Consider the following 21,486-nt stretch of genomic DNA (forward strand, 5'->3'; position numbering starts at 1 on the left):
TGCGCAGCAGAGCCGGGGAGCGGGGCTGCGGACCGGTCGAACCGCAGCCGCACCGAAGGCGGCGTCGTCCAGGGTCAGCCGAGGGTGTTCTTGTAGATGCGGCCGTCCTTGATGATCACGGCGAGGTTCTTGTCCGGGTCGCCCAGCACGGTGAGGTCCTGGGTGGGGTCGCCTTCGACGAGGAGCACATCGGCCCAGGCTCCTTCGGTGATCTGGCCGAGACGGGCCGCCTTGTAGGGGTCGCGCTCGCCGGAGAGCCGGAAGAGCTCGGCGTTGCCTGATGTGGCGATCCGCAGTGCCTCGGCGGGCTTGAAGCCGAAGTCGGTCGACAGCCGGGTGAGCATCTCGTTCTGCAGCCCGGCCTTCTCCGGTTCGAGGAGCAGGTCGGTGCCGAAGGCGATCTTCGCGCCCTGTTCCCGCGCCCACCTGAAGGTGTGAGCGACGCCTTCGCAGACCTGCTTGTTCTTCTCGGTGTTCTCCGCGCTGGGGTATTCGTGGTCGCTTTCGAGGAAGGGCTGGGTACTCAGCCACACGTCCTCGTCCGCCATCAGCTTGACGGTCCTGGGGCCGTTGACGAGGTGGCCGTGCTCGATCGACTTGATGCCGGCGGCGATCGCACGGCGGATGCCCTCGTCGTTGTAGACGTGCGCGCACACGTACGTGCCCCAGTCCGTGGCGGCCTCGACCGCGGCCCTGAGTTCGTCCGGCGTGTACTGCAGCACGTCCAGCGGGTCGTAGGCGGAGGCCACTCCGCCGCCCGCCATGACCTTGATCTGGGAGGCCCCCTTCTTCAACTGCTCGCGCACGGCCGCGAGAACCTGGTCGCGGCCGTCGGCGACCCGCAGGAATCCGATCTGCTCGGCGCGGGCGTGCGCCCCGCAGGAGAAGGTGTTCGCGTCCTCGTAGACGTGGGAGAAGTCGCCGTGCCCGGAGGTCTGGGAGATCGCCGCCTGGCTGGGGTAGATGCGCGGGCCGGGGAACGTCCCGGCGTCCAGGACCTGCCGCAGCGAGGCGACGTCGCCGGCCATGTCCCGGACGGTGGTGAAGCCGCGCATGAGCATCTGCCCGGCCGCGGCGAGTGCGTGGTAGTAGCCCGTTCCCGTCGCGCCGGTGGTCAGACCCGCGAGGGAGGTTCCGGCCGCGAAGAGGTGGACGTGCGCGTCGGTCAGGCCGGGGATGAGCACCCGCCCGCCGCCCTCGATGACAGCAGTCCCCTCCGGCGAGCCCTGCGTACCGATCGCGGCGATCCTGCGGTCCTGGATGAGCACCGACGTCGGCGGGGTCAGCCCGGACCACACGGCGTCGAAGACACGCACGTTGCTGATCAGGATCGGTACGGGGGGCTGCTGCTGGGTCACGGTCTTCCTCTCGTGGCGGGTACGAGCCGACGGGGTTCACCGGCCCGACGGGATCTGGCGGGCACATGGCGTGCTCACTCAGAAGCAGCGCATCAGCGCGTTGCGCAGGGACCTGCTTGGCCAGTCCCGAGCTCGGCCGGAGGACGCTCCTGCCGATGCTGTCGCCGCCGGGACCGCTCCGTCATGTCCGCGGCGACGAAGTCCCAGCCCCGGCCTCGTCCTCCTGCGTATGGACACCGCTCGGGGCCAGCGGGTGCCGCGCGTCCTGTACCGGCGCGGCCGCGCTCAGGAGAGCCGACGAAGTTCCGGTGCGGAACACCCACCGCTCGGCCGGCGGCCGTGACGTCATTCTGCGCGACTGACTGCCGCGCACCCTGGCCTGCCCGTGGACGGCTCCGCGCCCAGCCGGGGGCTGCGCGGTCAGGTCTGCCCGGCGCCCGGAACGGGCAAGACGATCGTGGCGGCCGCGGCCGCGCTGCGGACGGTCCCGCACGGCCTGGCCGGGGTCCAAAGTCCCGGCGCTGGAGCCGCTCGCCCGAACTATCCAGACATGGCGGACCGCCGGGCACACCGCACGCGCGGTCGCGGTGTGCGGCCTGGGGCCCGGCCCGCTCCTCGAATCCCTGGGCGTGCGGTGTTGTACGACGAGTCCCCCGCAGTGCGCACTTGGACGCGTGACGGGAGCGGTCCGGTGCTGGTGCCGCCGGGCCGACCGCGTTCACGCAGCACGCGCCGGCGGAGGTTGCCGTGGCCAACGATGGCGAGGCTGCGGCCACACTTCTCGCGCAGAACGACCGCGGCGGAGGACTTGCCCGAGGCGCTGTTTCCGCGGACCACGATGAGGCGCGTGTCCTGCGTTCCCGCCGCCCCCGGCGCGCTCTGCGTCACGCGTCGTCGCGCTCGATGCTCAACTGCAGCCCGGTCTCGTGGAAGTGCTCCCAGTTCATGACCAGGCGGAAGCGCTGATGTGGCTCCAGGCGTTCCGCGTCGGCTGGCTCCTCGCCGCGCCGCACTTGGGCGTCACCGGACTCCACGAGCTCCGCGAGGGCGATTCGGACGTCGTCGGCGTCCAGACTTGTGGCGGTTGCCAGGCGGTCCAAGGAGGTGAGGATCTCCTGCGGTTCACCCATATCGTCGACCAGATGGTTGATGAGGGTGTTGACGAGCGGGCCGGTGCGCGTCGTCCAGCGGATCCCGTCGAGGCGCTTGGTGAGTTCGGCGTCCAGGGGCAGCAGGTCGCCGGGCAGCGGCAGCGCGGCGGGCATCGACCAACGGGTGCCGTCCGGTGTCTCCTCGCGGCTGGCCAGGCCCCACGTCAGGTAGAGCTCGGACAGGTCTCGCACCGTCTTGGGCACGGGGAAGCCGGCTGTCGTCAGCATGGCGCCGAACTGCTCCCAGCGGCGCGCCTCGCACGCGTCCCGGCCCTCCGGCGCGGCCTCGTAGTCCCACTCCTCATCGGGCCAGGAGAACGTGAGCGTGCCGTCGAGGTCGCCGCCGATCATGTCCCAGTGGCCGTCGAAGATCTCCTGCACCAGGTCGTCCAGCGGGCCGGTGAAGCCGGGCTGGCTCGCGGTCCCGATCAGCAGGGTCAGGGGAAAGCCCTGGCGGGGCAGGACGTGGTCCCAGCCCGAGACGAACCAGTCGTTGTGCATCGCCATGTCCCGGCGCGGGCCGGGCACAGAGGGATTCTCAGTCATCCGCAGTTCTTCCTCGAAAACGGCCGAAGGCCCGTAGTGCTTCTGGCGGGGTGAGGTGAAGCCAGTAGGACGGTGGTCCTGGGAGCCGCTGCTCCGGCGGTGGGAACGGGAGCCACCTGTTGTGCTGGTGTACGACCGTTGAGCCCGGCAGTGCGCCGTCGCCTCGACGAGTGCGGCCCAGGCGCGTGAGGAACGACCGTACAGGCCCAAGGCCCGGGACGGGGACCGGATGTCTGGTCCGGGCGCGTGAGGGACGGCCGCATCGCACCCTGGAGCGGTGGCTGCCGGATCGCGGCCGGGGAAGAGCTCCGCCGGTCTGCCCGGCTCATCGGACGGGTACGTGCCGCCGTTCGGCCGCCCGCAGATGCGCCTGAAGCGCCGCGACGGCCTGATCCGAAGGACACGACTGGCCGCCGGGGGCCGACTGCTTGGACCGCGCGGCCGGACACGGCAACCGAAGGCCCGACCGCCCTGACTCCGAGGTGCTGCGTCGGCCCACGGTGCTCCGGCCGCGCGGCTTCCTCCGTTTCATCACGGGTTTCGGGCTGATGAATGCCACCGCCGACCTGGCGACCTTCGCGGTGCTGGCCGTCGCCCTGCGCGGTTCGGCGACGTGCGGCAACAGGAGGCGTTCCACTCGGGGTGGTTCACCGAGAACCCGCTGCCCCAGGCGCTGGTGATGCCGCTGCTCCGTGCGGGCGGCCGGGCCGTCAGGGGCCAGGACGGCGGCCCCCTCCGGACGGCGGGCCTGTGGTCTCGCGGTGGTCGGCCTGCTGCCGCCGTTCACTCCGCCCGGCGGGCCGCTGGGCATGAGCGCGCTGCCGCCGCTTTACTACGTGTCGCTGGCACCGGTGCTGGCCCTGTACACGGCCGCGTTGTGGGCGGCCCGCAGCAGATGCGAACGGAAGTGGAGCCAGTCATGACCCCGCCGCACGTCTACACTCCCGGGCCCGGCAGCCGCGGAGAACCCGAGAGGCCCCGGACCGTGCTCGCCCGCCGGGCCACGCTCGACGACATACCGGCCCTGGTGCGGCTGCGGGGACTGATGCTGGACGGCATGGGGGTGGAGACCGGCGGCGTCGACGCCCCGTGGCGGTCGGCGTCGGCCGACTGGTTCGCCGACCGGCTGGGGCAGCCCGCCCTGTTCGCGGCGTTCCTGGTCGACGATCCCGAGCTCGGTGTGGTCTCCGTCGCGGCAGGAGCGTGCGACGCGCACGCCCCTGGGCCGATGAACCTCAGCGGCCTTCAGGGGCACGTCTTCAACGTCAGCACCGACCCCCGTCGTCGCCGCCTCGGTCATGCGCGTGTCTGCCTCGACGCCTTGCTCGACTGGTTCCGTACGGAGACCGGTGTCGGTGCGGTGAGCCTGAACGCCACCGGGGACGGGGCCGCGCTGTACGAGTCGTACGGCTTCGCGGCGCCCCGGTATCCGGTCCTGCAGCTCCGGGTGGCCGGGGCGCCGTGCTGACGGCCCGGCCACCGGTGGGCCGTCAGCCGTACGAGAGGTTCGCGCACGGGTCGTCGTCGGCGGAGCGGGCCTGGTCGGCGACGGTGGGGGGCACGGTGGAGGGGGTCGAGGGTACGGGGGTGGCGGAGGGGTTCTGGGCGTAGGAGGTGCCCAGGATCACCTGGATGCCGGGGGTGGTGGACGCGGTCGTCCGGGCTCCGGCGAAGAGCCGCGCGGTGGTCTCGGCCTGCTCCCGCAGACCCGGCCCGTACTCGACGACGGTCGAGGTGTGGTCCTGGCTGCTCGCCGTGGCCGTGGTGGTGACGGTGAAGTCCCGGGAGCGCAGGAGCTCGGTCGCGCGGGCGGCGAGGCCGGTGACCGTGGTGCCGTTGTAGACGGCGACGCTGATGCCCCTGCCGGAGACCGGGGTGTTCCCCGCGGGCGTCCGGCCGCCGCCCTTCTCGTCGTGCCCGCCGGACTTCCTGCCGCTGGCGTCCTTGCCGTCGACCGTACGGTCGGCCTTCAGCGCCGTCCAGAGCGCGTCGGCGTCCGGTTCGACGATGGCGACGCGTGCGCCCTCGTAACGCCAGGGGACGGTGACGAACTTGGTGTTGTGCAGGTCGACGTTCTTCATCGACAGGGCGAACGACAGCAGCTTGTCCGCCGATCCGAGCCCGGGGTCCACGGTCATCGCGTCGGTGGCGGCGTTGGCGAGCGGCAGCAGTGTGGTCGGGTTCAGCCCGTCCGACTTGACCTTCTTGATGAGGGCGGCGACGAAGGCCTGCTGCCGTTTGATGCGCCCTATGTCCGAGCCGTCCCCGATGCCGTGCCGCAGCCGTACGTAGTCGAGGGCCTGTTGGCCGGAGACGGTCTGCGGTCCCCTGGAGAAGACCTTGGCGCCCCGGGTGGGCCGCTTGGGACTGAGATCGCGCTGGTAGACGTCCTGGGGCAGACAGACCCGTACACCGCCGACGGCCGAGGTCAGCTTGGCGAAACCGGCGAAGTCGACGACGACCGTGTGGTCCACCCGCAGGCCGGTGAGCTTCTCCACGGTGTTCTGGGTACAGGCGGGGTTCCCCTCGGCGCTCTCCCCCACCGAGAACGCCGCGTTGAACATCACGTTGCGCTGTGGCGCGGTCCACCGGCCGTCAGCTCCCTTGCAGGACGGGATGTCGACCAGCGCGTCACGGGGGATGGAGACGGCCACCGCGTGCCTGTGGTCGCCGTACACATGCAGGAGGAACGCGGTGTCGGAGCGTCCCACCTCGCCCGTGCCGCCGCCCAGTTCGCTGTTGCCGCCCGAGCGTGAATCCGATCCGACGACCAGGACGTTCTGCCCCTGCTCCGAGCCGGGCGGCCGGTCTCCGGAGATCCCGTCCGCGCTGAAGGTGTCGATGCTGCCGCCGAGCTTGAGGTAGGCCCACCCGGCACCGGCGACCAGCAGCACGAGGAACGACAGCCCGAACGTGGCCGTGCGCCGCAGGCGTACGCCCCCGCCCCTTCCCTGTCCCGCGTTTCGACGTCCCGTCATCGGCCCCACCCCGTCCATCCGGTTCCATGGGGAAGACGTGCTCCACCACCCCACGGTTGTGCAGTTGCGCAACGTAGCAAGTATTGATGCCCGAGTGGATCATCGGACCTGCCCATAGTCAGCCTGAAGCACTGTCCGCCGATACGGAGCATGAACTCCGGTCAAAGCACCGAAAGGAAGGTGAGACGCCCTGTGCTGCGCAACGGCCTCGAACCCTGGCACCTGTTGATCGTGGCGATCGTGCTGTTCGGCTCGACGAAACTGCCGGACACGGCCCGGGCCCTGGGCAAATCCATGCGGATCCTGAAGAGTGAGGCGAAGGCCATGAAGGAGACCGGCACTCAGGCACCCCGCACCGGCACACAGATGACTCACGAGGCACCCGCACCGCGCACCGAGCCGCACGTAGAGCGCACCGGCCGCCGGAGAGAGGCGGCTCACCAACGATCACTTCACGGCTTGCGCAAGCATGGGAACCATGGTCACGGCACCGCCGTTGACCTGGTGACGGCACCGGCGGTGCCGTCACCGATTCGCTGGACCACTGGATCAATGGAGGAAGTTTCATGGGTGTGACCCTGGCCAAGGGCGGCAACGTCTCCTTGTCGAAGGAGGCACCCGGCCTGACCGCAGTGACGGTCGGCCTGGGCTGGGACGTACGGACGACGACGGGCGCCGACCACGACCTCGACGCGAGCGCGCTGCTCTGCTCGGAGTCCGGCAAGGTCCTCTCCGACCTGCACTTCGTCTTCTACAACAACCTCACGAGCCCGGACGGCTCGGTCCAGCACACCGGCGACAACCTCACCGGCGAGGGCGAGGGCGACGACGAGTCCATCAACGTGGACCTGGCGGCAGTCCCGCTCGATGTGGCCAAGATCGTCTTCCCGGTCTCGATCCACGATGCGCAGAGCCGCGGGCAGAGCTTCGGCCAGGTCCGCAACGCGTTCATCCGCGTCGTGAACCGGGCGAACGGCGTGGAGCTGGCCCGTTACGACCTCAGCGAGGATGCCTCGACGGAGACCGCCATGGTCTTCGGCGAGCTCTACCGGCACGGCGGCGAGTGGAAGTTCCGCGCGGTCGGCCAGGGTTACGCCTCCGGCCTGGCGGGCATCGCGTCCGACTACGGCGTCAACGTCTGAGCGGACGACGACCGTCACGTCTCGCGGGCTCGGACCGTCTCCCTCTTCCGGGAGCGTCCGGGCCCGCGGCGGTCCCTCGTCCGCGCCCCGCCCGGTATCGCCTCCACCGCGTCCGCGCGATCATGTCCGTATGACCGACGACCACAGACATGTCCCGGGGTTCTTCGCCTCGCGCGGCCGGCCGGGACAGCCGCTTTCCCGATGACGGCCACGCCTTCGCCACCGCTGCGGACTCGCTCGCGCTGCGACCGGGCGACGCGGTGCCCGACGCCGGCCGGGGAACGGGGCGGGCGCTCCCCGCGCTGCGCGCGGCTGTCGGACCGCGGGGCACGGTGCTGGGCGCGGACCTGCCCCCAGCGATGCTTGAGGAAGGGGGCACGGACGGGGCGCGACCGTGAGGGGACGCCGCTGCTCGCCGCTGCCGCCCGGCTGCCCCTGGTCCCGGGCTCGTTCGACACGGTCCTCGCGTCCGGCCTGGTCTCCCGCCTCTCCCGGCCCGGCCCCGGCCTGGCGGAACTGGCCCGGGTGGTACGCACGGGTGGGCGGGTGGCGCTCTTCCATCCGGCCGGGCGGGCCGCGCTGGCTGCGCGCCACGGCCGCCGGATCACCGACGGCGATCTGAGGGCCGAGCCCCTCCTCCGCCCGCCGCCGGCGCGTTCGGGCTGGCGGCTCGACACGTACACCGATGAGGACGACGGTTTCCTCGCCCTCGCGTTACGGACGCTCTGAGCCCGTCGCGTCCACGCGTGGTCACTCCGTCGGCGCGCCGGACCGGCGGTGGTGCGGGACCGGGCAGCCGCCGAGGCCCGGGGCCGGGAACGTGCCCAGTGCGGAGACCTCGTAGCCGTCCGGATAGCCCTTGATCTCGGGGTTCTGCCGGGCGTAGTGCGCGGTGGTGCGCGGCGGCAGAAGCCGCATCGTTCTGGCCCTGAGCCGCAGGGCGCCCCCGGTCAGACACCGGGACACCGCGCCGGGGCGCGGATAGCGGAAGGCCCGGATCAGGGAGTCGTCGAGCAGCGCGAGGGCGGCCTTGCGGGCGAGGGGGGCCAGCGGGCGCGGGTACCAGGAACTCATCAGGTCCAAGGTGGCGTCGGAGACGCGGCGCGCGCCCTCGTCCCAGCCGAAGCGTTCCGCTTCGTAGGCGTCCAGGGTGTGCTCGAAGTCCTCGTAGGCCGTCGGCAGATCCTTGATGCCCATCCGGTCACCCAGGGCCCGGTAATAGGCGGCGCAGGCCCGCAGTTCATGGCCGGAGAGCCGGCGCCAGCCGTAGGTGTCGAGCCAGCGCTTCGGGGTCACGACAAAGGTGCACAGCACGTAGCGCATGTCGTCGTTGCTGATGTCGTAGCTGCGGTGCATCTGGTTGATACGGCGCAGCGCCGAACGGCCCGATCCGCTGTCGAAGCCGTGCTCCAGGACCGCGTCGAGGAGCAGCGCGGTGTCGTCGTAGCGCTTTTGCGAACGGTCGGTCAGTTCGGCGGTCCGCGCGAGAAGGCGGCCGATGCTGGGCACCGCATAGGTGCGGTAGAGGGCCAGTTCCAGCGCGCGGGCGATGTCCCAGGGGAACTCGTAGGTCGCCGTGATCCGGTAGATGCGCAGGAAGTCGCGCTCCGGGTCGAGACGCTGAATCTCCTTCAGCCGATCGAACCGCCTCACCGCGCTGCCCCCTTCTGCCGGCCGGAGGTCCAACTCTACGTCGATGGGGAAGACCACAGGTGAGTACGGAGATTCCGCACCCGCACGGTTCCACGGAACGACCGGAAGGTGGTCCTCATGACCGGCATACTCGGCGGCCTGCGCAGGGCGGTCACGTTCGGACGCAGGGGGGCGCGGTCCGCGCCGCCCGCCAAGGAGGTCCGGCGCAGGCAGCCCAATCTCTTCGAGGCGGCCGCCGTCTTCGTCGCGGCGTCGGCGACGGAGGACCCGGCGCGGGCCGAGGAGGCGAGCGGCTGGGTGTCGCCCGAGGCACTGTCCTTCGGGGTCAGTGAGCTGGCCTGCCGGGCCGTCGCCACGCTGGCCCGCGAACGCGGCGAGTCTCCGCAGGCCGTGGCCCGTGCGCTGCTCGGCCTCCCCGCCAGCCCAAAGGAGCCGGTCGTGGAGCACCACACCTGAGAAGCGCGTACGCCGGGCCATGGGCCCGCCTCCTACCCCTGTCAAGGGTTTCGGACTTCGGTTGTCAGGGCCTCGACGAGTGGGTTACTCACTCGTTAAGGTGCGCCGACGATCCACGACGAGCGAAGAGGAGGGTGCTGTGGCCACGCCGAACGACATGGTCGCCGACGACGACGCGCTGTACGTGCTGACGGCGGCGCTGCTGACACCGGCGCAGTTCCCGACCGTCCTCGGCGACGACTATCCGGCCGCGTGCGCGCTGCTCGGTGTCGAGCCGTACGCCGAGGGGTACGGGCTGGTGCTCGGGCAGGACGGCACGGGCGCGCGATGGACCGTCGTCGTCGAGGACGTGTCGCTGGTCGCCGTGGCGATCGCGGCCTGGGACTGCGGCATGGAGTACGACCTGTCCCCCGACGACCGGTCGGTGGTCTGCGCGCTGCCGGGCTGGCCGCTCCCGCTGGCGGTCGCGGCTCCGGGTGTGGCCGCGCCGCACGATCCTCTGCCGGACCCGGGGGCGGAGGGCGTCGCCCCGGCTCCGCTGGCGCCGCCCGACACGGCGTCGTGGGGGCCTGCCCAGCGGCGCATGGGCGCGGACGAGATCGCGCATCAGTGGGCGGCCTGGCGCGAGCAGATCGACGACGCGAGCGATTCCGCCTCCCCTGCGGGCCCTCCCGCCTCCGACCCTCAACCTGAGGTGAAGGGTGAGAGTGGGGCTGCTGCCGAGGCTCCGGCGTCCGGCACGCACGCCGGTGTCCGGCGCGTGCTCGCGGAGGCCCGGGGCTATGTCGACTCCCCGCCTCCGCCCGGCCGCGTACGGTCCTCCTTCGCCACCGAGGAGGCCCGGATGCTGCGCGCCGACGGTCCTGGCTGGTCCCTGGTGGCCCGGACCGACGACATCGCCTTCGTGCTGCTGGACGACGAGCCGGGCGAGGTGCTGCCGGTCGGGCGGGGCGCCGAGCTGCCCGGTCTGCTGGAGGCACTGGACGCGCTCGCGGTGCGGCCCGCCTGATGTCGCTGCACGCGCCTGGGCGGGACGGGGCCACGCGCGGCCCCGTCCCGCCCAGGCGCCCCGCTCAGCGGCCTATTTCCTTGCGGGAGATCCGGCGGAGCCTGCGCCGCTGCCCGGGGTCGAGCAGCAGATAGGCGACGGCCGGAACTCCGACCAGGACCAGCAGCGACAGCCAGAAGCCGATGAACGGCATCAGGACGGCTGCGGCGATCACTCCCCCGATGGCTACCTTCGCGCTGTTCGACATCGTCCCTGCCTCCTTCGCGGCCCGCAGCCGCATCTGCTGTGAGAACGCTTGTGCGCCTCTGCCGGTTCCGGGAAGCCGCGTACGTTCAGCGCAGGGGCTCGCCGACCTCGTGCATGTGCCGCAGCGCCTGCCGGTAGGACTCGGCCAGCCCGGTCTCGGCGTACGGCATGCCCAGCGCCTGGCAGTGGGCCCGCACCATGGGCTGGGCCAGGCGCAGGTGGGGCCGGGGCATGCTCGGGAAGAGATGGTGCTCGATCTGGTAGTTGAGACCGCCCAGGAACCAGTCGGTGAGAACGCCGCCGCGTACGTTGCGCGAGGTGAGCACCTGGCGCTGGAGGTGACCCCAGCGTTCACCGTCCGGGTCGGGCATCTCCATGCCCTTGTGGTTCGGCGCGAAGGCCATGCCCAGATGGAGTCCGAACAGCGCGTGGTGCAGGAGAGCGAAGGCGACGGCCTTGCCCGGCGACAGGACCGTCAGCAGCAGGGCCGCGTAGAGGCCGAGGTGGGCGACGAGGAGCAGGGCGGAGAGCAGACGCTCCCGGGCGGGCTGCCGCCTCAGGTACTGGAAGCCGGAGATCTTCAGGGCTATGCCTTCGAGGAGGAGCATCGGGAAGAAGAGGCGGGCCTGGTGGCGGGTGAGCCAGCGGGCGAATCCCGCACGCCGGGCGGCCTGGCGCTGCGTCCAGACGAGTGCGCCGACAGCGACATCCGGGTCCTTGTCGATGTGGTTGGGGTTGGCGTGGTGGCGGGCGTGCTTGTCGTTCCACCACGCCTCGTTCATACCGAGCAGCAGGTTGGCGTGGACCAGGCCGATGGCGCGGCCCGCCCGGCGTCCGCCGGTGATCTGGGCGTGCCCGGCATCGTGCCCGACGAACGCGGTGCGCGCCCAGAAGACCGCCAGCGGCAGCGCGAGCAGCAGAGTCCACCAGGTGTCGCCGAGCAGGAACATCCCGGTGATCACAGCGGCCAGCGCGGCCAGGTTGACGGCGATCCCGGTCGCGTACCAGCCGGTCCGCCGGTCCAGCAGGCCCTGCCCCTTCACCGCCCGCAGCAGGGGCGCGAAGTCGCTTCCCTGGGGTGGCGCGGCGCTCTCGGAGTCCGTCGCGCTTCCCGCTGCGGTGCGCTGGGCTGCGGCGTCCTGCGCCCCAGCGGTTCCCGTACCGTCACGGGTGGCTCCCGCCGCGGTGGCCATGGCCTGGGGCATGATGTCTCCGGTCTCTGAAAAGCTGCGCTGACCTGGAGAAACGTAGGCCTTTCGAGGGTTCCGTGGCCATGGCGCCAGCACCCCGGATATCCGGGGGCAAGCCCCCTTCCCCAAGGGGTGCTGACTCCACCCCGGCACCCGGAGCGGCCTCCTCCGGGAGCGGCCCCGCCGTCGCACTGGTCACCTATGTTCCAGGTCACAGCGATTCCGCTCCCGTTCCCCGGCGGGGGTGGGGTACCCTCGGCGCCCCCGACGCCCCGACACCCACTAGTCAAATTTGAGGAATTCGGCTTCGCTGTGCACAGACTTCCTGCCGCAACGCTCTCCGAGATTTCCGCACTCTCCGCCTGTTCCGTGGTCTTCCTGCCGGAAGACCCCGCCCGTACCGGCCGGATCGCCTTCTGGCACCCGGACGGCAGCGGTCCGCCCGACGGTCCGGGCTCCGTGGCGGACCTGACCGTCACCGGCCCCGACACCCAGCCGTACGCCGTTGCGGCGCGGCTGCTCCCGGTCCGGGACGCACTGCCGGTACTGACGCGCGCGCGTACGTCGGCGCACGCTTCCGCCGCGGCCGCCTTCTGGGGGGCTGCCGCCCTGCTCGCCCTTCAGTTCGCCGCCCGGGGCCTGCTGTTGCCGGGACTGACCGCCACCGATCACGATGCCTGGCGGGTCGGCCCGCTGACCGCCGACGACCAGGCGCTGGTCCGGACGCTCGCGGCCTCGATGCCGCCGTCGGCCCACGCGGTACCGCTCGACGGGATGGCCGCGGCACCCCTGCTGCTGCCCGAGCCCGAGCGGCTGCTGCGCGCCTTCCTCGACGCGGTGGCGGACGGCCTGCCGCGGACCCCGGCCGCCCCGCTGGCCGGTGGCGGCCCGGCGTTCACCGCGGACGAGCCCCAGCACCTGCCCGGCCGGCGGGCCTGGGCCGCCGACATCGCGGCCGGACACGACGCGGGCGTCCGCCTCTCGCTCCGGGTGGAGGTCTCCGGGCTCGCCGCGCCGGACGGGCCGAGCCCGTACGCGGGTGAGGAGGACGGGGGGCGGTCCGGCGGCCCCGCGTTCCGGGCGGTGCTCCAGATCCACAGTGTCAGCGACCCCACGCTGGTCGCCGACGCCGCCGAGGTCTGGGCGGGCGGCGCGCACACCGCCGCCGCGTTCGGGCCGCGTGCCCGGATGGACACCCTGCTGGCGCTGCGCCGGGCCGCCCGGTCCTGGCCCCCGCTGTCCCCACTGCTGTCCGCCGCGGTCCCCGACGCCGTGGAACCGGCCGACGACGAGCTCACCGAACTCCTCGGCCCCGCCGGACGGGCACTGGCCGCGACCGGCGTCCAGGTGCACTGGCCCAGGGAGCTCGCCCGCAAGCTCACCGCACGCGCCGTGATCGGCCCGCCTGACGACGGGCGGGACGGACAGCGGGGCGCCGCGGCCTCCCTGGAGTCGGGGGCTGAGCCGTTGCTGTCCGCGGACGCGCTCCTGGCGTTCGACTGGCGGTTCGCGCTGGGGGATCAGCAGCTCGACCGGGCCGAGCTGGACCGGCTCGCCGAGGCCGGACGGCCGGTGGTGCGGCTGCGGGACCAGTGGGTGCTGATCGACCCGGAAGAGGCCCGGCGTGCCCGCGAGACCCAGGACCGCAAGGTCACCCCGATCGACGCGCTGGGGGCCGTCCTGACCGGTTCCGCCGAGGTCGGCGGACGCCGGGTCGAGGTGCAGGCCACCGGCTGGCTGGAGCGGCTGCGCCAGCGCCTGGCCGACCCGGCCTCGGCCGAGCAGCGGATCGGCCCGCCCGAGGCTCTGGCCGCCACCTTGCGCGACTACCAGCTGCGCGGTCTGAACTGGCTCCACACCATGACCTCGCTCGGACTCGGCGGCTGCCTCGCCGACGACATGGGCCTCGGCAAGACCATCACCCTGATCGCGCTGCATCTGCACCGCCGGACGGTCGAGTCCGCCGCCGGACCGACGCTGGTGGTCTGCCCCACCTCTCTGATGGGCAACTGGCAGCGGGAGATCGAACGGTTCGCTCCGGGCACCCCGGTGCGACGCTTCCACGGCGCCACGCGCAGCCTCGCCGAGCTGTCGGACGGCGAGTTCGTCCTCACCACGTACGGAACCATGCGGCTCGACGCGCCCAAGCTCGCGGAGATCGGGTGGGGCATGGTCGTCGCGGACGAGGCGCAGCACGTGAAGAACCCGTACTCGGCGACGGCCAAGCAGCTGCGGACGATCGGCGCGCGGGCCCGGGTGGCGCTCACCGGAACACCGGTGGAGAACAACCTCTCCGAGCTGTGGGCGATCCTCGACTGGACGACGCCCGGCCTGCTGGGCCGCCTCGGCACCTTCCGCACCCGTTACGCGCGGGCCGTGGAGGGCGGTGACCCGGCGGCCGCGGAACGGCTCGCCGCGCTGGTGCGGCCGTTCCTGCTGCGGCGCCGCAAGTCCGATCCGGGCATCGCCCCGGAGCTGCCGCCGAAGACCGAGACCGACCGCGCGGTGTCGCTGACGCCCGAGCAGGCGGGTCTGTACGAGGCGGTGGTGCGCGAGACGCTGACCGCGATCTCCGGCGCCGACGGCTTCGCACGCCGGGGCCTGGTCGTCAAACTGCTCACCGCGCTGAAGCAGATCTGCAACCACCCCGCGCAGTACCTGAAGGAGGAGGAGCCGCGGATCACGGACCGTTCGGGGAAGGTCGAGCTGCTGGACGAACTGCTCGACACCATCCTGGCGGAGGGGGCGAGTGTGCTGGTGTTCACCCAGTACGTGCGGATGGCCCGGCTGCTCGAACAGCACCTGGCGGCGCGCGGGGTGCGCACGCAGTTCCTGCACGGTGGCACGCCCGTCGCGGAGCGCGAGGCGATGGTCGGCCGCTTCCAGGCGGGCGAGGCGCCGGTCTTCCTGCTCTCGTTGAAGGCGGCCGGCACCGGCCTCAACCTCACCCGGGCCGGTCATGTCGTGCACTTCGACCGCTGGTGGAACCCTGCGGTCGAGGCACAGGCCACCGACCGCGCGTACCGGATCGGGCAGACCCAGCCGGTCCAGGTGCACCGGCTGATCGCCGAGGGCACCGTCGAGGACCGGATCGCCGGCATGCTGGCCCGCAAGCAGGGGCTCGCGGACGCCGTGCTCGGTTCCGGCGAGGCGGCCCTGACCGAACTGTCCGATGCGGAACTGGCCCAGCTGGTGGAGCTGCGAGGGGGCGCACGATGAGCGGCATGCACGAGAGCGACCACGACGAGTACGGGATCGACGCGTACGCCGGTGACGGCGAGGACGCCCCCGGCCCCGGGCAGGAGCGGACCTTCGCCGCGCTGCCGCCCGCACAGGGCCGGGGTTTCGCCACGACCTGGTGGGGCCGGGCCTGGCTGAAGGCTCTGGAGGACACCGCGCTGGACGGCCAACAGCTCAAGAAGGGGCGGAAGTTCGCCCGGGAGGGCCGGGTCGGCGCGGTCTCCGTACGGCCCGGCCGGATCACCGCGCTGGTCCGCGACGGCGACTCCACGTACCGCAGCGACGTGCTGCTCCAGGAGCTGGGCGGGGCGGCCTGGGAGCAGTTCCTCGGCATGGCCGTCGAACGGGCCGGGCACATCGCGGCGCTGCTGGACCGCGAGATGCCCCCGCATCTGGTGGAGGACGCGGCGGCGGCCGGGGTGGAGCTGCTGCCCGGGATCGGAGATCTGGACCCGGAGTGCACCTGCGAGGCGTGGGACCACTGCCCGCACACCGCCGCGCTCTGCTACCAGGTGGCGCGGCTGCTGGACCAGGACCCGTTCGTGCTGCTGCTGATGCGGGGACGCGGTGAGCGGCGGCTCCTGGACGAGCTCCAGATCCGCATCGCGACCCGCGCGGAGGAACACGGGCCCGTCGCGGCGGAGGACGGCCGCGCCGTCCCGGACGCCACGGAGGCGGGCGTCCCGGCCGACGAGGCGTTCGCGGCCAGGGACATCCTGCCCCCGCTGCCCGCTTTGCCCCCGCTGCCCGACGCCCCGGGACCGGCGCCCTCGCTGGACACCGAGACCGAACCGCGGGCCGGTGTCGACCCGGCGGCGCTGGAGCTGCTGGCGGCGGACAGTGCGGCACGCGCACACCGGATGCTGGCCGAGGCACTCGCCCCCGGCCACGGACAGCAGCCGCCGCCGTCCGTGCTGACGCCGCGCCAGGACGCCGTGCGGCTGGCCGCCGAGAACCGGCCCGCTCCGTGGATCGCGAAGCGGCTGGCCGCCGGATCACAGCGGCGCCCCGCCGAACTCGACGCGGCGGTACGGGCGTGGCGATACGGCGGGGTGGCCGCGCTCACCGTCCTGGAGGAGGAGTGGACCCCGGGCCCGGAGGCGCTGGCCAGGGCACGCGCCCGGATCGCGGCGGCCTGGGAGGAGGGTGAGCGGCCCCCGCTGCGGGAGTCGGGCAACCGCTGGACCGCGGCGGACGACGGCGTGCAGCTGCGGTACGGGCCGGACGGGCGCTGGTGGCCGTTCCGCACCGAGGACGGACGCTGGGTTCCGGCCGGTCCTGCGGACGACGATCCGGCGGCCGCGCTCGGTGCCCCGGGCCCGGCGGACGGCTGAGGGGGCGTACGCGGAGCACGGCGGCGGGCAAGGTGGGAGGGGCGTGCCCCTCCCTGGAGCGGGGGCGCCCCTCCCCGAGAAGGGGAGCGCCCTCCCCCGCCTGTCGTCGCGTTCTGCCCGTACGTTCAACCGGATGTCACCTTCCGTTGAGTACGGGCACGGAACCTGACGGTCGTCAGACCCGCTCGTGCCCCAGGAGGCTCCATGTCCGTGCCTGTTGTCCGTCGTTCCCTCGCTGCCGGCCTGCCGCTCGCCGTGCTCGCGACGGTGTGCGTGGCCGGAACGGCAACCGGCGCGCCGGACCGGCACGAACGCCCGGAGCGTCCGGCGCGGGTCACCGGGACGGCCGTGCTGGGCGCCATTGCGCTGGGCGGCTTCAGCAACGGCCTGCTGCCCGGGACCGTCCCGGACGACCGCGGGGTGAAGCTCGGCGGGATCGGCAGCGACCTCTATCCCGCGGAGCGCCGGGGCGAGTTCTGGACGGTCACCGACCGGGGCCCGAACGGTCAGATCAAGATCGACGGGAAGAAGCGGCGCACCTTCCCCGTGCCCGGATTCAACCCGGCGATCGTCAAGGTGCGGGTCAGCGGCACGCACCTGCGGGTGATGGACGCGATCCCGGTCACCACCCGTTCCGGCGCGCCGGTGACCGGTCTGTCCAACCAGCCGGGCCGCGACGAGGCCCCGTACAGCTACGACGCGCGGACGCCGCTGCCGTACAACCCCAGCGGCCTGGACACCGAGGGCATCGTCCGCGCCTCCGACGGCAGCTTCTGGCTCGTCGACGAGTACGGCCCCTCCCTGGTGCACGTCTCGGCCCGCGGCCGGGTGCTCGCCCGCTACGTACCGCAGGGCCTCGGTCTCACCGGCGCGGACTATCCGGTGGTCGAGGCGCTGCCCGGCGTACTGCTGCACCGCAAGATCAACCGCGGGTTCGAGGGTCTGGCCCTGCTGCCCGGCGGCGATCTGGTGGTCGCGGTGCAGAGCCCGCTCTCGCTGCCCGGCCCGGAGGCGGGCGAGTCCTCCCGCAATGTGCGGCTGCTGCGCTTCTCCACGAAGAAGCACACGGTGACCGCCGAGTACGCCTACCGCTTCGACCCGGTGGGCGTCGTGGACCCGGGCGAGGACGACACCGCGGAGCTGAAGATCTCCTCGGTCGTCGCGCTCGGCGGCAACGACCTGCTGGTCGAAGAACGCACGGACCGGGCGGCCCGGTTGCACCGGGTGACGCTCCCGCAGGGCCGGGGCATCCTCGGCTCCGCCTGGGACCGGCCGACGACCTCCCCCTCGTACGAGGAGCTCACCGACCCCGCTGCCTCGGGCGTGCCACTGCTCCGCAAGAGCCTGGTCGTCGACCTGGGCAAGGTGCCGGGCGTGCCCGGGAAGATCGAGGGGGTGGCGGTCACCGGCCGGAACACCCTCGCGCTCGTCAACGACAACGACTTCGGGATGACCGACGGCCCTGAGGCGTTCGACGCCGACGGGCGCCTGGTCGACAGCGGCATCAGGACATCGGTGACGCAGCTGAAGCTGCCGCGCCCGCTGCGCGGCTGACCGGAGCGCGGCGCCTGCCCGTGGGTGCCGCCCCGTCCCGGTCCCCGGCGGCCTGTCCCGCCGGGGACCGGGATCCTCGCTTCAACCACCTGATTCCCGGCTGCCCCGCATCTGACTCCTGGCTGTCCCCACACCGGGAACCCGGCCGTTCCCGCGCCTGATTCCCGGCTGTCCCCCCGCCTGGAACCTGGCGGTTCCCCCGCCTGGATCTAGCGGTCCGCCCCCTCCTGGAACGGGCCTCACCGCACCCGCCGCCCGCCCCGTGCCGACATCGCCGTACATGCCGGTGTTCTCCTCGCCCGCCCAAGGCCCTTTCGCCCTCAGCAGTCTTCCGTGATCCGTGCGGCGCCCCGTACGGTAGGGCCCGCGAGACGCACGGCCGCACATCGGACACCACCTTCCGGTCATCGGACACAGAAGGAGCCAGGGATGTCGGGAGAATCGAGCAGTGGGCTGTTACGCGACGCCATCGGGCTGCGCGAGGTCCTCTTCCAGAGCGTCACGGCGATGGCTCCCGCCGCCGCCATCGCCGCGTCGATCCCCGCCGGTGCCGCGTTCGCGGGCGGCAGCCTGCCGCTCTCGGTCGTGGTGGCCCTCGTCGCCTGCCTGTTCACCGCGTCGTGCGTCGCCGAACTGGCCCGCCGACTGCCAGCCGCCGGTTCCGTCGCCACCTACTCCGCGCAGGGGCTGCATCCGGCCATCGGCTTCCTCGTCGGCTGGGGCTACGTCTTCGTCGAGGCGCTGGTGCCCGCGCTGCTGCTGCTCCAGCTCGGATTCACCACGGCGGGCACCCTGCACCAGGAGTGGTCCTCCTACCCAGCGGACCTGTGGTGGCCGTGGTCGCTGCTGGGTGCGGTGATCATCGCACTCGCCGGATACTTCGGCGTACGGGCCTCTGCCCGGTTCGGCACTGTGCTCGGCATCTTCGAGGTGCTCGTCTTCGTCGTCTTCGCGGCTCTGCTCATCGGGCAGGCCGGATCCGGCAACACCCTCTCGGTGTTCGGCACATCGCACACCGCCGAAGGGTACGACGGGATAAGCGGCATCTTCGCCGGGTCCGTCTACACCGTGCTCGCCTTCTCGGGGTTCGAGGCCGCCGCGCCGCTCGCCGAGGAGACGAAGAACCCGAGGCGCACGATGCGGCGGGCCGTGCTCGGCGCGGCGCTCTCCATCGGCCTGGTGTACGTGCTGACCACGTACGCCATGTCGGTGTACTTCGGGCCCGACCGGTTCGCCGGGTTCGGCGGTTCGGGCGCGGCCTCGTGGGAGGGCGTGGCCCGTGCCTCGTTCGGGCTGTTCTGGGTGCTGCTCTTCCTCGCCGTGGTCAACTCGACCGTGGCGAACGCCAACGCGTGTGCCAATGTGTCGACCCGAACCGCGTTCGCGCTGGGCCGCATCGGAGTGTTCCCCCGGGGCTTCGCCAGGCTGCACCCCCGGCGGCGCTCCCCCGTCATGGGCGTAGCAGCGCAGTTCGTGATCGCCGTCGGCGCGACGCTCGGACTGGGATTCGCCTACGACCCGGTGACCGCGTTCACGCTGCTGGCGACGGTGATCGTCACCGTGATCATCGGTGTCTACATCGTCGTGAACCTGGCGTGCGCCGGATACTTCCTGCGCCGGTGCCGCGACGCCTTCAACCCCGTACTCCATCTCCTCTTCCCGGTGCTGGGCATCGCGGCGTTCATTCCCGCGCTGCTGACGGCTGCCGGAATCCCGGCCTTCGACTTCGTCTCCGAGCTCAGCGCGCCCGTGTCGTACGCCGGTCCGGTCGTGGGTGTCTGGATGCTGGCCGGGGTCGTTGTACTGGTGGTGCTGATGCGCCGGCATCCGGACCGGGTGGCGGAGACCGGACGGATCCACCTCGACGACGACCCGGCACCGGCCGGGGACACAACGACAGGAGCAGAGCAGCGATGAGCGATCCCCGTGTCCTGACCGTCCGCCCCAAGGAGGGCGAGTACGCCTGGACCTTCGGCGGAGCGGCGCCGGTGGCCCGGATCGAGCCGGGCACGTTCCTCGACCTGTACACGGAGGACTGCTTCGCCGGGCAGGTGCGCTCCGAGAAGGATCTGGTCTCCGAGGTCTGCGCGTTCCCGTTCCTGAATCCGCAGACCGGCCCGTTCCATGTGGTGGGCGCGGAGCCCGGGGACACCGTCGCGGTGCATTTCGTCTCGGTCGAACCGGCCAGGGACTGGGCCGCGTCGACGACCGTGCCGCTCTTCGGCGCGCTCACCTCCACCCACACCACCGCGTCGTTGCAGGCGCCGCTGCCGGAGGTGGTGTGGATGTGGCAGCTGGACCGGGCGCGCCGCACCTGCCTGTTCAGCGCCCGGGACAGCGACTTCCAGGTGGAGCTGCCGATGGACCCGATGCACGGCACCATCGGGGTGGCTCCGGCCAATCTGGAGGTGCGGTCCGCGCTGGTGCCGGACGCGCACGGCGGGAACATGGACACGCCCGAGATGCGGGCGGGTGTCACCTGCTACCTGGGGGTCAACGTCGAGGGGGCGCTGCTGAGCCTGGGCGACGGCCATGCCCGCCAGGGCGAGGGCGAGACCTGCGGGGTGGCCGTGGAATGCGCGATGAACACGGTGGTGCTGGTCGAGCTGCTGAAGGGGGTCAGTACGCCGTGGCCGCGCATCGAGTCCGACACCCACCTCATGTCGACGGGATCGGCCCGTCCGCTGGAGGACGCCTTCCGGATCTCCCAGCTGGACCTGGTCCAGTGGCTGTCCCGCGACTACGGCCTGTCCGAACTCGACGCGTACCAGCTGATCAGCCAGGCGGGTGAGGCGCCGCTGGCCAATGTGTGCGACACGAACTACACCAGCGTGGCGAAGATCCGCAAGGAGTGGCTGCCCGCGGGTGACCCTCACCGCGGTCTCCACCGCCATCTGAGGGAGACCGCGTCACTCCTCGGCCGCTGAACGCCGTCCGGTTCCCGTACCCCGAATCCTGTTTCCCCGCCCCTTCCCTCCCTCCCCCCACACAGGAGTTCTCCATGCACCGCAGAAGGATCCTCCAGGGGGCCGCCGCCACCGCGGCCGCCGCCCTGCTGCCCGCCTCCACCCGGGCCGCCGCCGCCACGACGGCGGGCGACACGGACTACCCCCTCGCGCACTGGACGCCCGCGTCCTCCTCCAACTACACGGTGTCGAGCCGCCCTTCGGCCTATCCCGTGCAATACGTGATCATCCATGTCACCCAGGAGACCTACGCGGACACGATCGGCATCTTCCAGAATCCGGCGAAGCAGGTCTCCGCGCACTATGTGGTGCGCTCGTCGGACGGCTATGTCGGTCAGTGCGTACGGGAAAAGAACATCGCCTGGCACGCCGGGAACTGGGACTACAACACGCGCAGCATCGGCATCGAGCACGAGGGCTGGGTGGACCAGCCCTCCTACTTCACCAACGCCCTGTACGAGCGGTCGGCACTGCTGACCGCCTCGGTGTGCGACCGCTACAGCATCCCGAAGGACCGCGCGCACATCCTCGCCCACGCGCAGGTGCCGGGCAGTGACCACACCGACCCCGGCCCCCAGTGGGACTGGGTCCGCTACATCCGGCTCGTCAACCTGTACTCGGCGGGCTGACCCGGTCGCGTCACCCGAACCGGTGCCCGCGGCG

Annotated in this window: 17 protein-coding genes and 2 pseudogenes; 13 read left to right on the forward strand and 6 right to left on the reverse strand. The window is 72.1% G+C overall.

Annotated features, from left to right (window positions below; genetic code table 11):
- Positions 1-74: 74 nt before the first annotated feature.
- Entirely contained in the window at positions 75-1,358 is a 1,284-nt protein-coding gene (locus ACFVWY_RS29800; protein ID WP_389877825.1) for an amidohydrolase family protein, read from the reverse strand.
- A gap of 884 nt (positions 1,359-2,242) precedes the next feature.
- Positions 2,243-3,055: a DUF6042 family protein gene (locus ACFVWY_RS29805; protein WP_389877827.1), complete on the reverse strand. Its 813-nt coding sequence runs from the start codon at positions 3,053-3,055 to the stop codon at positions 2,243-2,245.
- A gap of 464 nt (positions 3,056-3,519) precedes the next feature.
- Between ACFVWY_RS29805 and ACFVWY_RS29810 the strand changes: the two are divergent.
- Positions 3,520-3,978: pseudogene (locus ACFVWY_RS29810) on the forward strand (magnesium-translocating P-type ATPase); the annotation flags it as partial.
- The gene (locus ACFVWY_RS29815) at positions 3,975-4,523 is read left to right on the forward strand and encodes a GNAT family N-acetyltransferase (protein ID WP_389877828.1); all 549 of its coding nucleotides are present in this window, start codon (positions 3,975-3,977) and stop codon (positions 4,521-4,523) included. The pseudogene ACFVWY_RS29810 and the gene ACFVWY_RS29815, both read left to right, overlap by 4 nt.
- 22 nt (positions 4,524-4,545) lie before the next feature.
- On the opposite strand, the gene ACFVWY_RS29820 is transcribed toward ACFVWY_RS29815, so the two are convergent.
- Positions 4,546-6,033 carry an LCP family protein gene (locus ACFVWY_RS29820; protein ID WP_389877829.1) on the reverse strand — a complete coding sequence of 496 codons (1,488 nt, stop codon included), beginning with the start codon at positions 6,031-6,033 and terminating at the stop codon, positions 4,546-4,548.
- Between the two features lie 192 nt (positions 6,034-6,225).
- Here ACFVWY_RS29820 and tatA point away from each other — a divergent pair, with 192 nt between their 5' ends.
- The 3 genes and pseudogenes from tatA (at position 6,226) to ACFVWY_RS29835 (ending at position 7,904) form a co-directional block, all read left to right on the forward strand.
- On the forward strand, positions 6,226-6,609 hold the full coding sequence (gene tatA, locus ACFVWY_RS29825; RefSeq protein ID WP_389877831.1) for a Sec-independent protein translocase subunit TatA: 384 nt from the start codon (positions 6,226-6,228) through the stop codon (positions 6,607-6,609).
- Positions 6,600-7,175: a TerD family protein gene (locus tag ACFVWY_RS29830; RefSeq protein ID WP_389877833.1), complete on the forward strand. Its 576-nt coding sequence runs from the start codon at positions 6,600-6,602 to the stop codon at positions 7,173-7,175. Before tatA ends, ACFVWY_RS29830 begins: the two co-directional genes overlap by 10 nt.
- A gap of 130 nt (positions 7,176-7,305) precedes the next feature.
- Positions 7,306-7,904: pseudogene (locus ACFVWY_RS29835) on the forward strand (methyltransferase domain-containing protein).
- 21 nt (positions 7,905-7,925) lie between these two features.
- Here the strand turns inward: ACFVWY_RS29835 and ACFVWY_RS29840 are convergent.
- Positions 7,926-8,828 (reverse strand): oxygenase MpaB family protein, encoded by a 903-nt coding sequence (locus ACFVWY_RS29840; RefSeq protein WP_389877834.1) that lies wholly within the window; start codon positions 8,826-8,828, stop codon positions 7,926-7,928.
- A 117-nt stretch (positions 8,829-8,945) separates the two neighbouring features.
- On the opposite strand from ACFVWY_RS29840, the gene ACFVWY_RS29845 reads away from it, so the two are divergent.
- Complete coding sequence (locus ACFVWY_RS29845; protein WP_389877836.1) at positions 8,946-9,284, forward strand: hypothetical protein; 339 nt, start codon at positions 8,946-8,948, stop codon at positions 9,282-9,284.
- Positions 9,285-9,441: 157 nt separating this feature from the next.
- Positions 9,442-10,293, forward strand: coding sequence for a hypothetical protein (locus ACFVWY_RS29850; protein ID WP_389877879.1), 852 nt, complete (start codon positions 9,442-9,444; stop codon positions 10,291-10,293).
- Positions 10,294-10,357: 64 nt separating this feature from the next.
- Here ACFVWY_RS29850 and ACFVWY_RS29855 read toward each other — a convergent pair whose 3' ends face one another.
- Positions 10,358-10,540: a hypothetical protein gene (locus tag ACFVWY_RS29855; RefSeq protein WP_389877838.1), complete on the reverse strand. Its 183-nt coding sequence runs from the start codon at positions 10,538-10,540 to the stop codon at positions 10,358-10,360.
- Positions 10,541-10,625: 85 nt separating this feature from the next.
- On the reverse strand, positions 10,626-11,744 hold the full coding sequence (locus tag ACFVWY_RS29860; protein ID WP_389877840.1) for a fatty acid desaturase family protein: 1,119 nt from the start codon (positions 11,742-11,744) through the stop codon (positions 10,626-10,628).
- A gap of 297 nt (positions 11,745-12,041) precedes the next feature.
- Here ACFVWY_RS29860 and ACFVWY_RS29865 point away from each other — a divergent pair, with 297 nt between their 5' ends.
- The 6 genes from ACFVWY_RS29865 (at position 12,042) to ACFVWY_RS29890 (ending at position 21,452) form a co-directional block, all read left to right on the forward strand.
- Positions 12,042-14,948 (forward strand): DEAD/DEAH box helicase, encoded by a 2,907-nt coding sequence (locus tag ACFVWY_RS29865; RefSeq protein WP_389877842.1) that lies wholly within the window; start codon positions 12,042-12,044, stop codon positions 14,946-14,948.
- On the forward strand, positions 14,945-16,303 hold the full coding sequence (locus ACFVWY_RS29870) for an SWF or SNF family helicase (protein WP_389877844.1): 1,359 nt from the start codon (positions 14,945-14,947) through the stop codon (positions 16,301-16,303). Before ACFVWY_RS29865 ends, ACFVWY_RS29870 begins: the two co-directional genes overlap by 4 nt.
- A gap of 204 nt (positions 16,304-16,507) precedes the next feature.
- Positions 16,508-17,857: an esterase-like activity of phytase family protein gene (locus tag ACFVWY_RS29875; RefSeq protein ID WP_389877845.1), complete on the forward strand. Its 1,350-nt coding sequence runs from the start codon at positions 16,508-16,510 to the stop codon at positions 17,855-17,857.
- 429 nt (positions 17,858-18,286) lie between these two features.
- Positions 18,287-19,774, forward strand: coding sequence for an APC family permease (locus tag ACFVWY_RS29880; protein WP_389877846.1), 1,488 nt, complete (start codon positions 18,287-18,289; stop codon positions 19,772-19,774).
- A complete protein-coding gene (locus ACFVWY_RS29885; protein ID WP_389877848.1) occupies positions 19,771-20,784 on the forward strand; it encodes an acetamidase/formamidase family protein in 1,014 nt (337 codons plus the stop codon). The genes ACFVWY_RS29880 and ACFVWY_RS29885 overlap by 4 nt, the downstream gene beginning before the upstream one ends.
- Before the next feature lie 74 nt (positions 20,785-20,858).
- Positions 20,859-21,452 carry an N-acetylmuramoyl-L-alanine amidase gene (locus ACFVWY_RS29890; RefSeq protein WP_389877849.1) on the forward strand — a complete coding sequence of 198 codons (594 nt, stop codon included), beginning with the start codon at positions 20,859-20,861 and terminating at the stop codon, positions 21,450-21,452.
- Positions 21,453-21,486 lie beyond the last annotated feature (34 nt).

The sequence above is a fragment of the Streptomyces sp. NPDC058195 genome (assembly GCF_042883525.1).
Classification (GTDB): Bacteria; Actinomycetota; Actinomycetes; order Streptomycetales; family Streptomycetaceae; genus Streptomyces.

Excerpts from the sequence above, each read along its gene's own strand:
- ACFVWY_RS29815 (WP_389877828.1), top strand. The coding sequence starts at position 3,975 with ATGACCCCGCCGCACGTCTACACTCCCGGGCCCGGCAGCCGCGGAGAA.
- ACFVWY_RS29875 (WP_389877845.1), top strand. The coding sequence starts at position 16,508 with ATGTCCGTGCCTGTTGTCCGTCGTTCCCTCGCTGCCGGCCTGCCGCTC.
- ACFVWY_RS29805 (WP_389877827.1), bottom strand. The coding sequence starts at position 3,055 with ATGACTGAGAATCCCTCTGTGCCCGGCCCGCGCCGGGACATGGCGATG.
- ACFVWY_RS29820 (WP_389877829.1), bottom strand. The coding sequence starts at position 6,033 with ATGACGGGACGTCGAAACGCGGGACAGGGAAGGGGCGGGGGCGTACGC.
- ACFVWY_RS29850 (WP_389877879.1), top strand. The coding sequence starts at position 9,442 with ATGGTCGCCGACGACGACGCGCTGTACGTGCTGACGGCGGCGCTGCTG.
- ACFVWY_RS29885 (WP_389877848.1), top strand. The coding sequence starts at position 19,771 with ATGAGCGATCCCCGTGTCCTGACCGTCCGCCCCAAGGAGGGCGAGTAC.
- ACFVWY_RS29890 (WP_389877849.1), top strand. The coding sequence starts at position 20,859 with ATGCACCGCAGAAGGATCCTCCAGGGGGCCGCCGCCACCGCGGCCGCC.
- ACFVWY_RS29830 (WP_389877833.1), top strand. The coding sequence starts at position 6,600 with ATGGGTGTGACCCTGGCCAAGGGCGGCAACGTCTCCTTGTCGAAGGAG.
- ACFVWY_RS29870 (WP_389877844.1), top strand. The coding sequence starts at position 14,945 with ATGAGCGGCATGCACGAGAGCGACCACGACGAGTACGGGATCGACGCG.
- ACFVWY_RS29855 (WP_389877838.1), bottom strand. The coding sequence starts at position 10,540 with ATGTCGAACAGCGCGAAGGTAGCCATCGGGGGAGTGATCGCCGCAGCC.
- ACFVWY_RS29880 (WP_389877846.1), top strand. The coding sequence starts at position 18,287 with ATGTCGGGAGAATCGAGCAGTGGGCTGTTACGCGACGCCATCGGGCTG.
- ACFVWY_RS29845 (WP_389877836.1), top strand. The coding sequence starts at position 8,946 with ATGACCGGCATACTCGGCGGCCTGCGCAGGGCGGTCACGTTCGGACGC.
- ACFVWY_RS29860 (WP_389877840.1), bottom strand. The coding sequence starts at position 11,744 with ATGCCCCAGGCCATGGCCACCGCGGCGGGAGCCACCCGTGACGGTACG.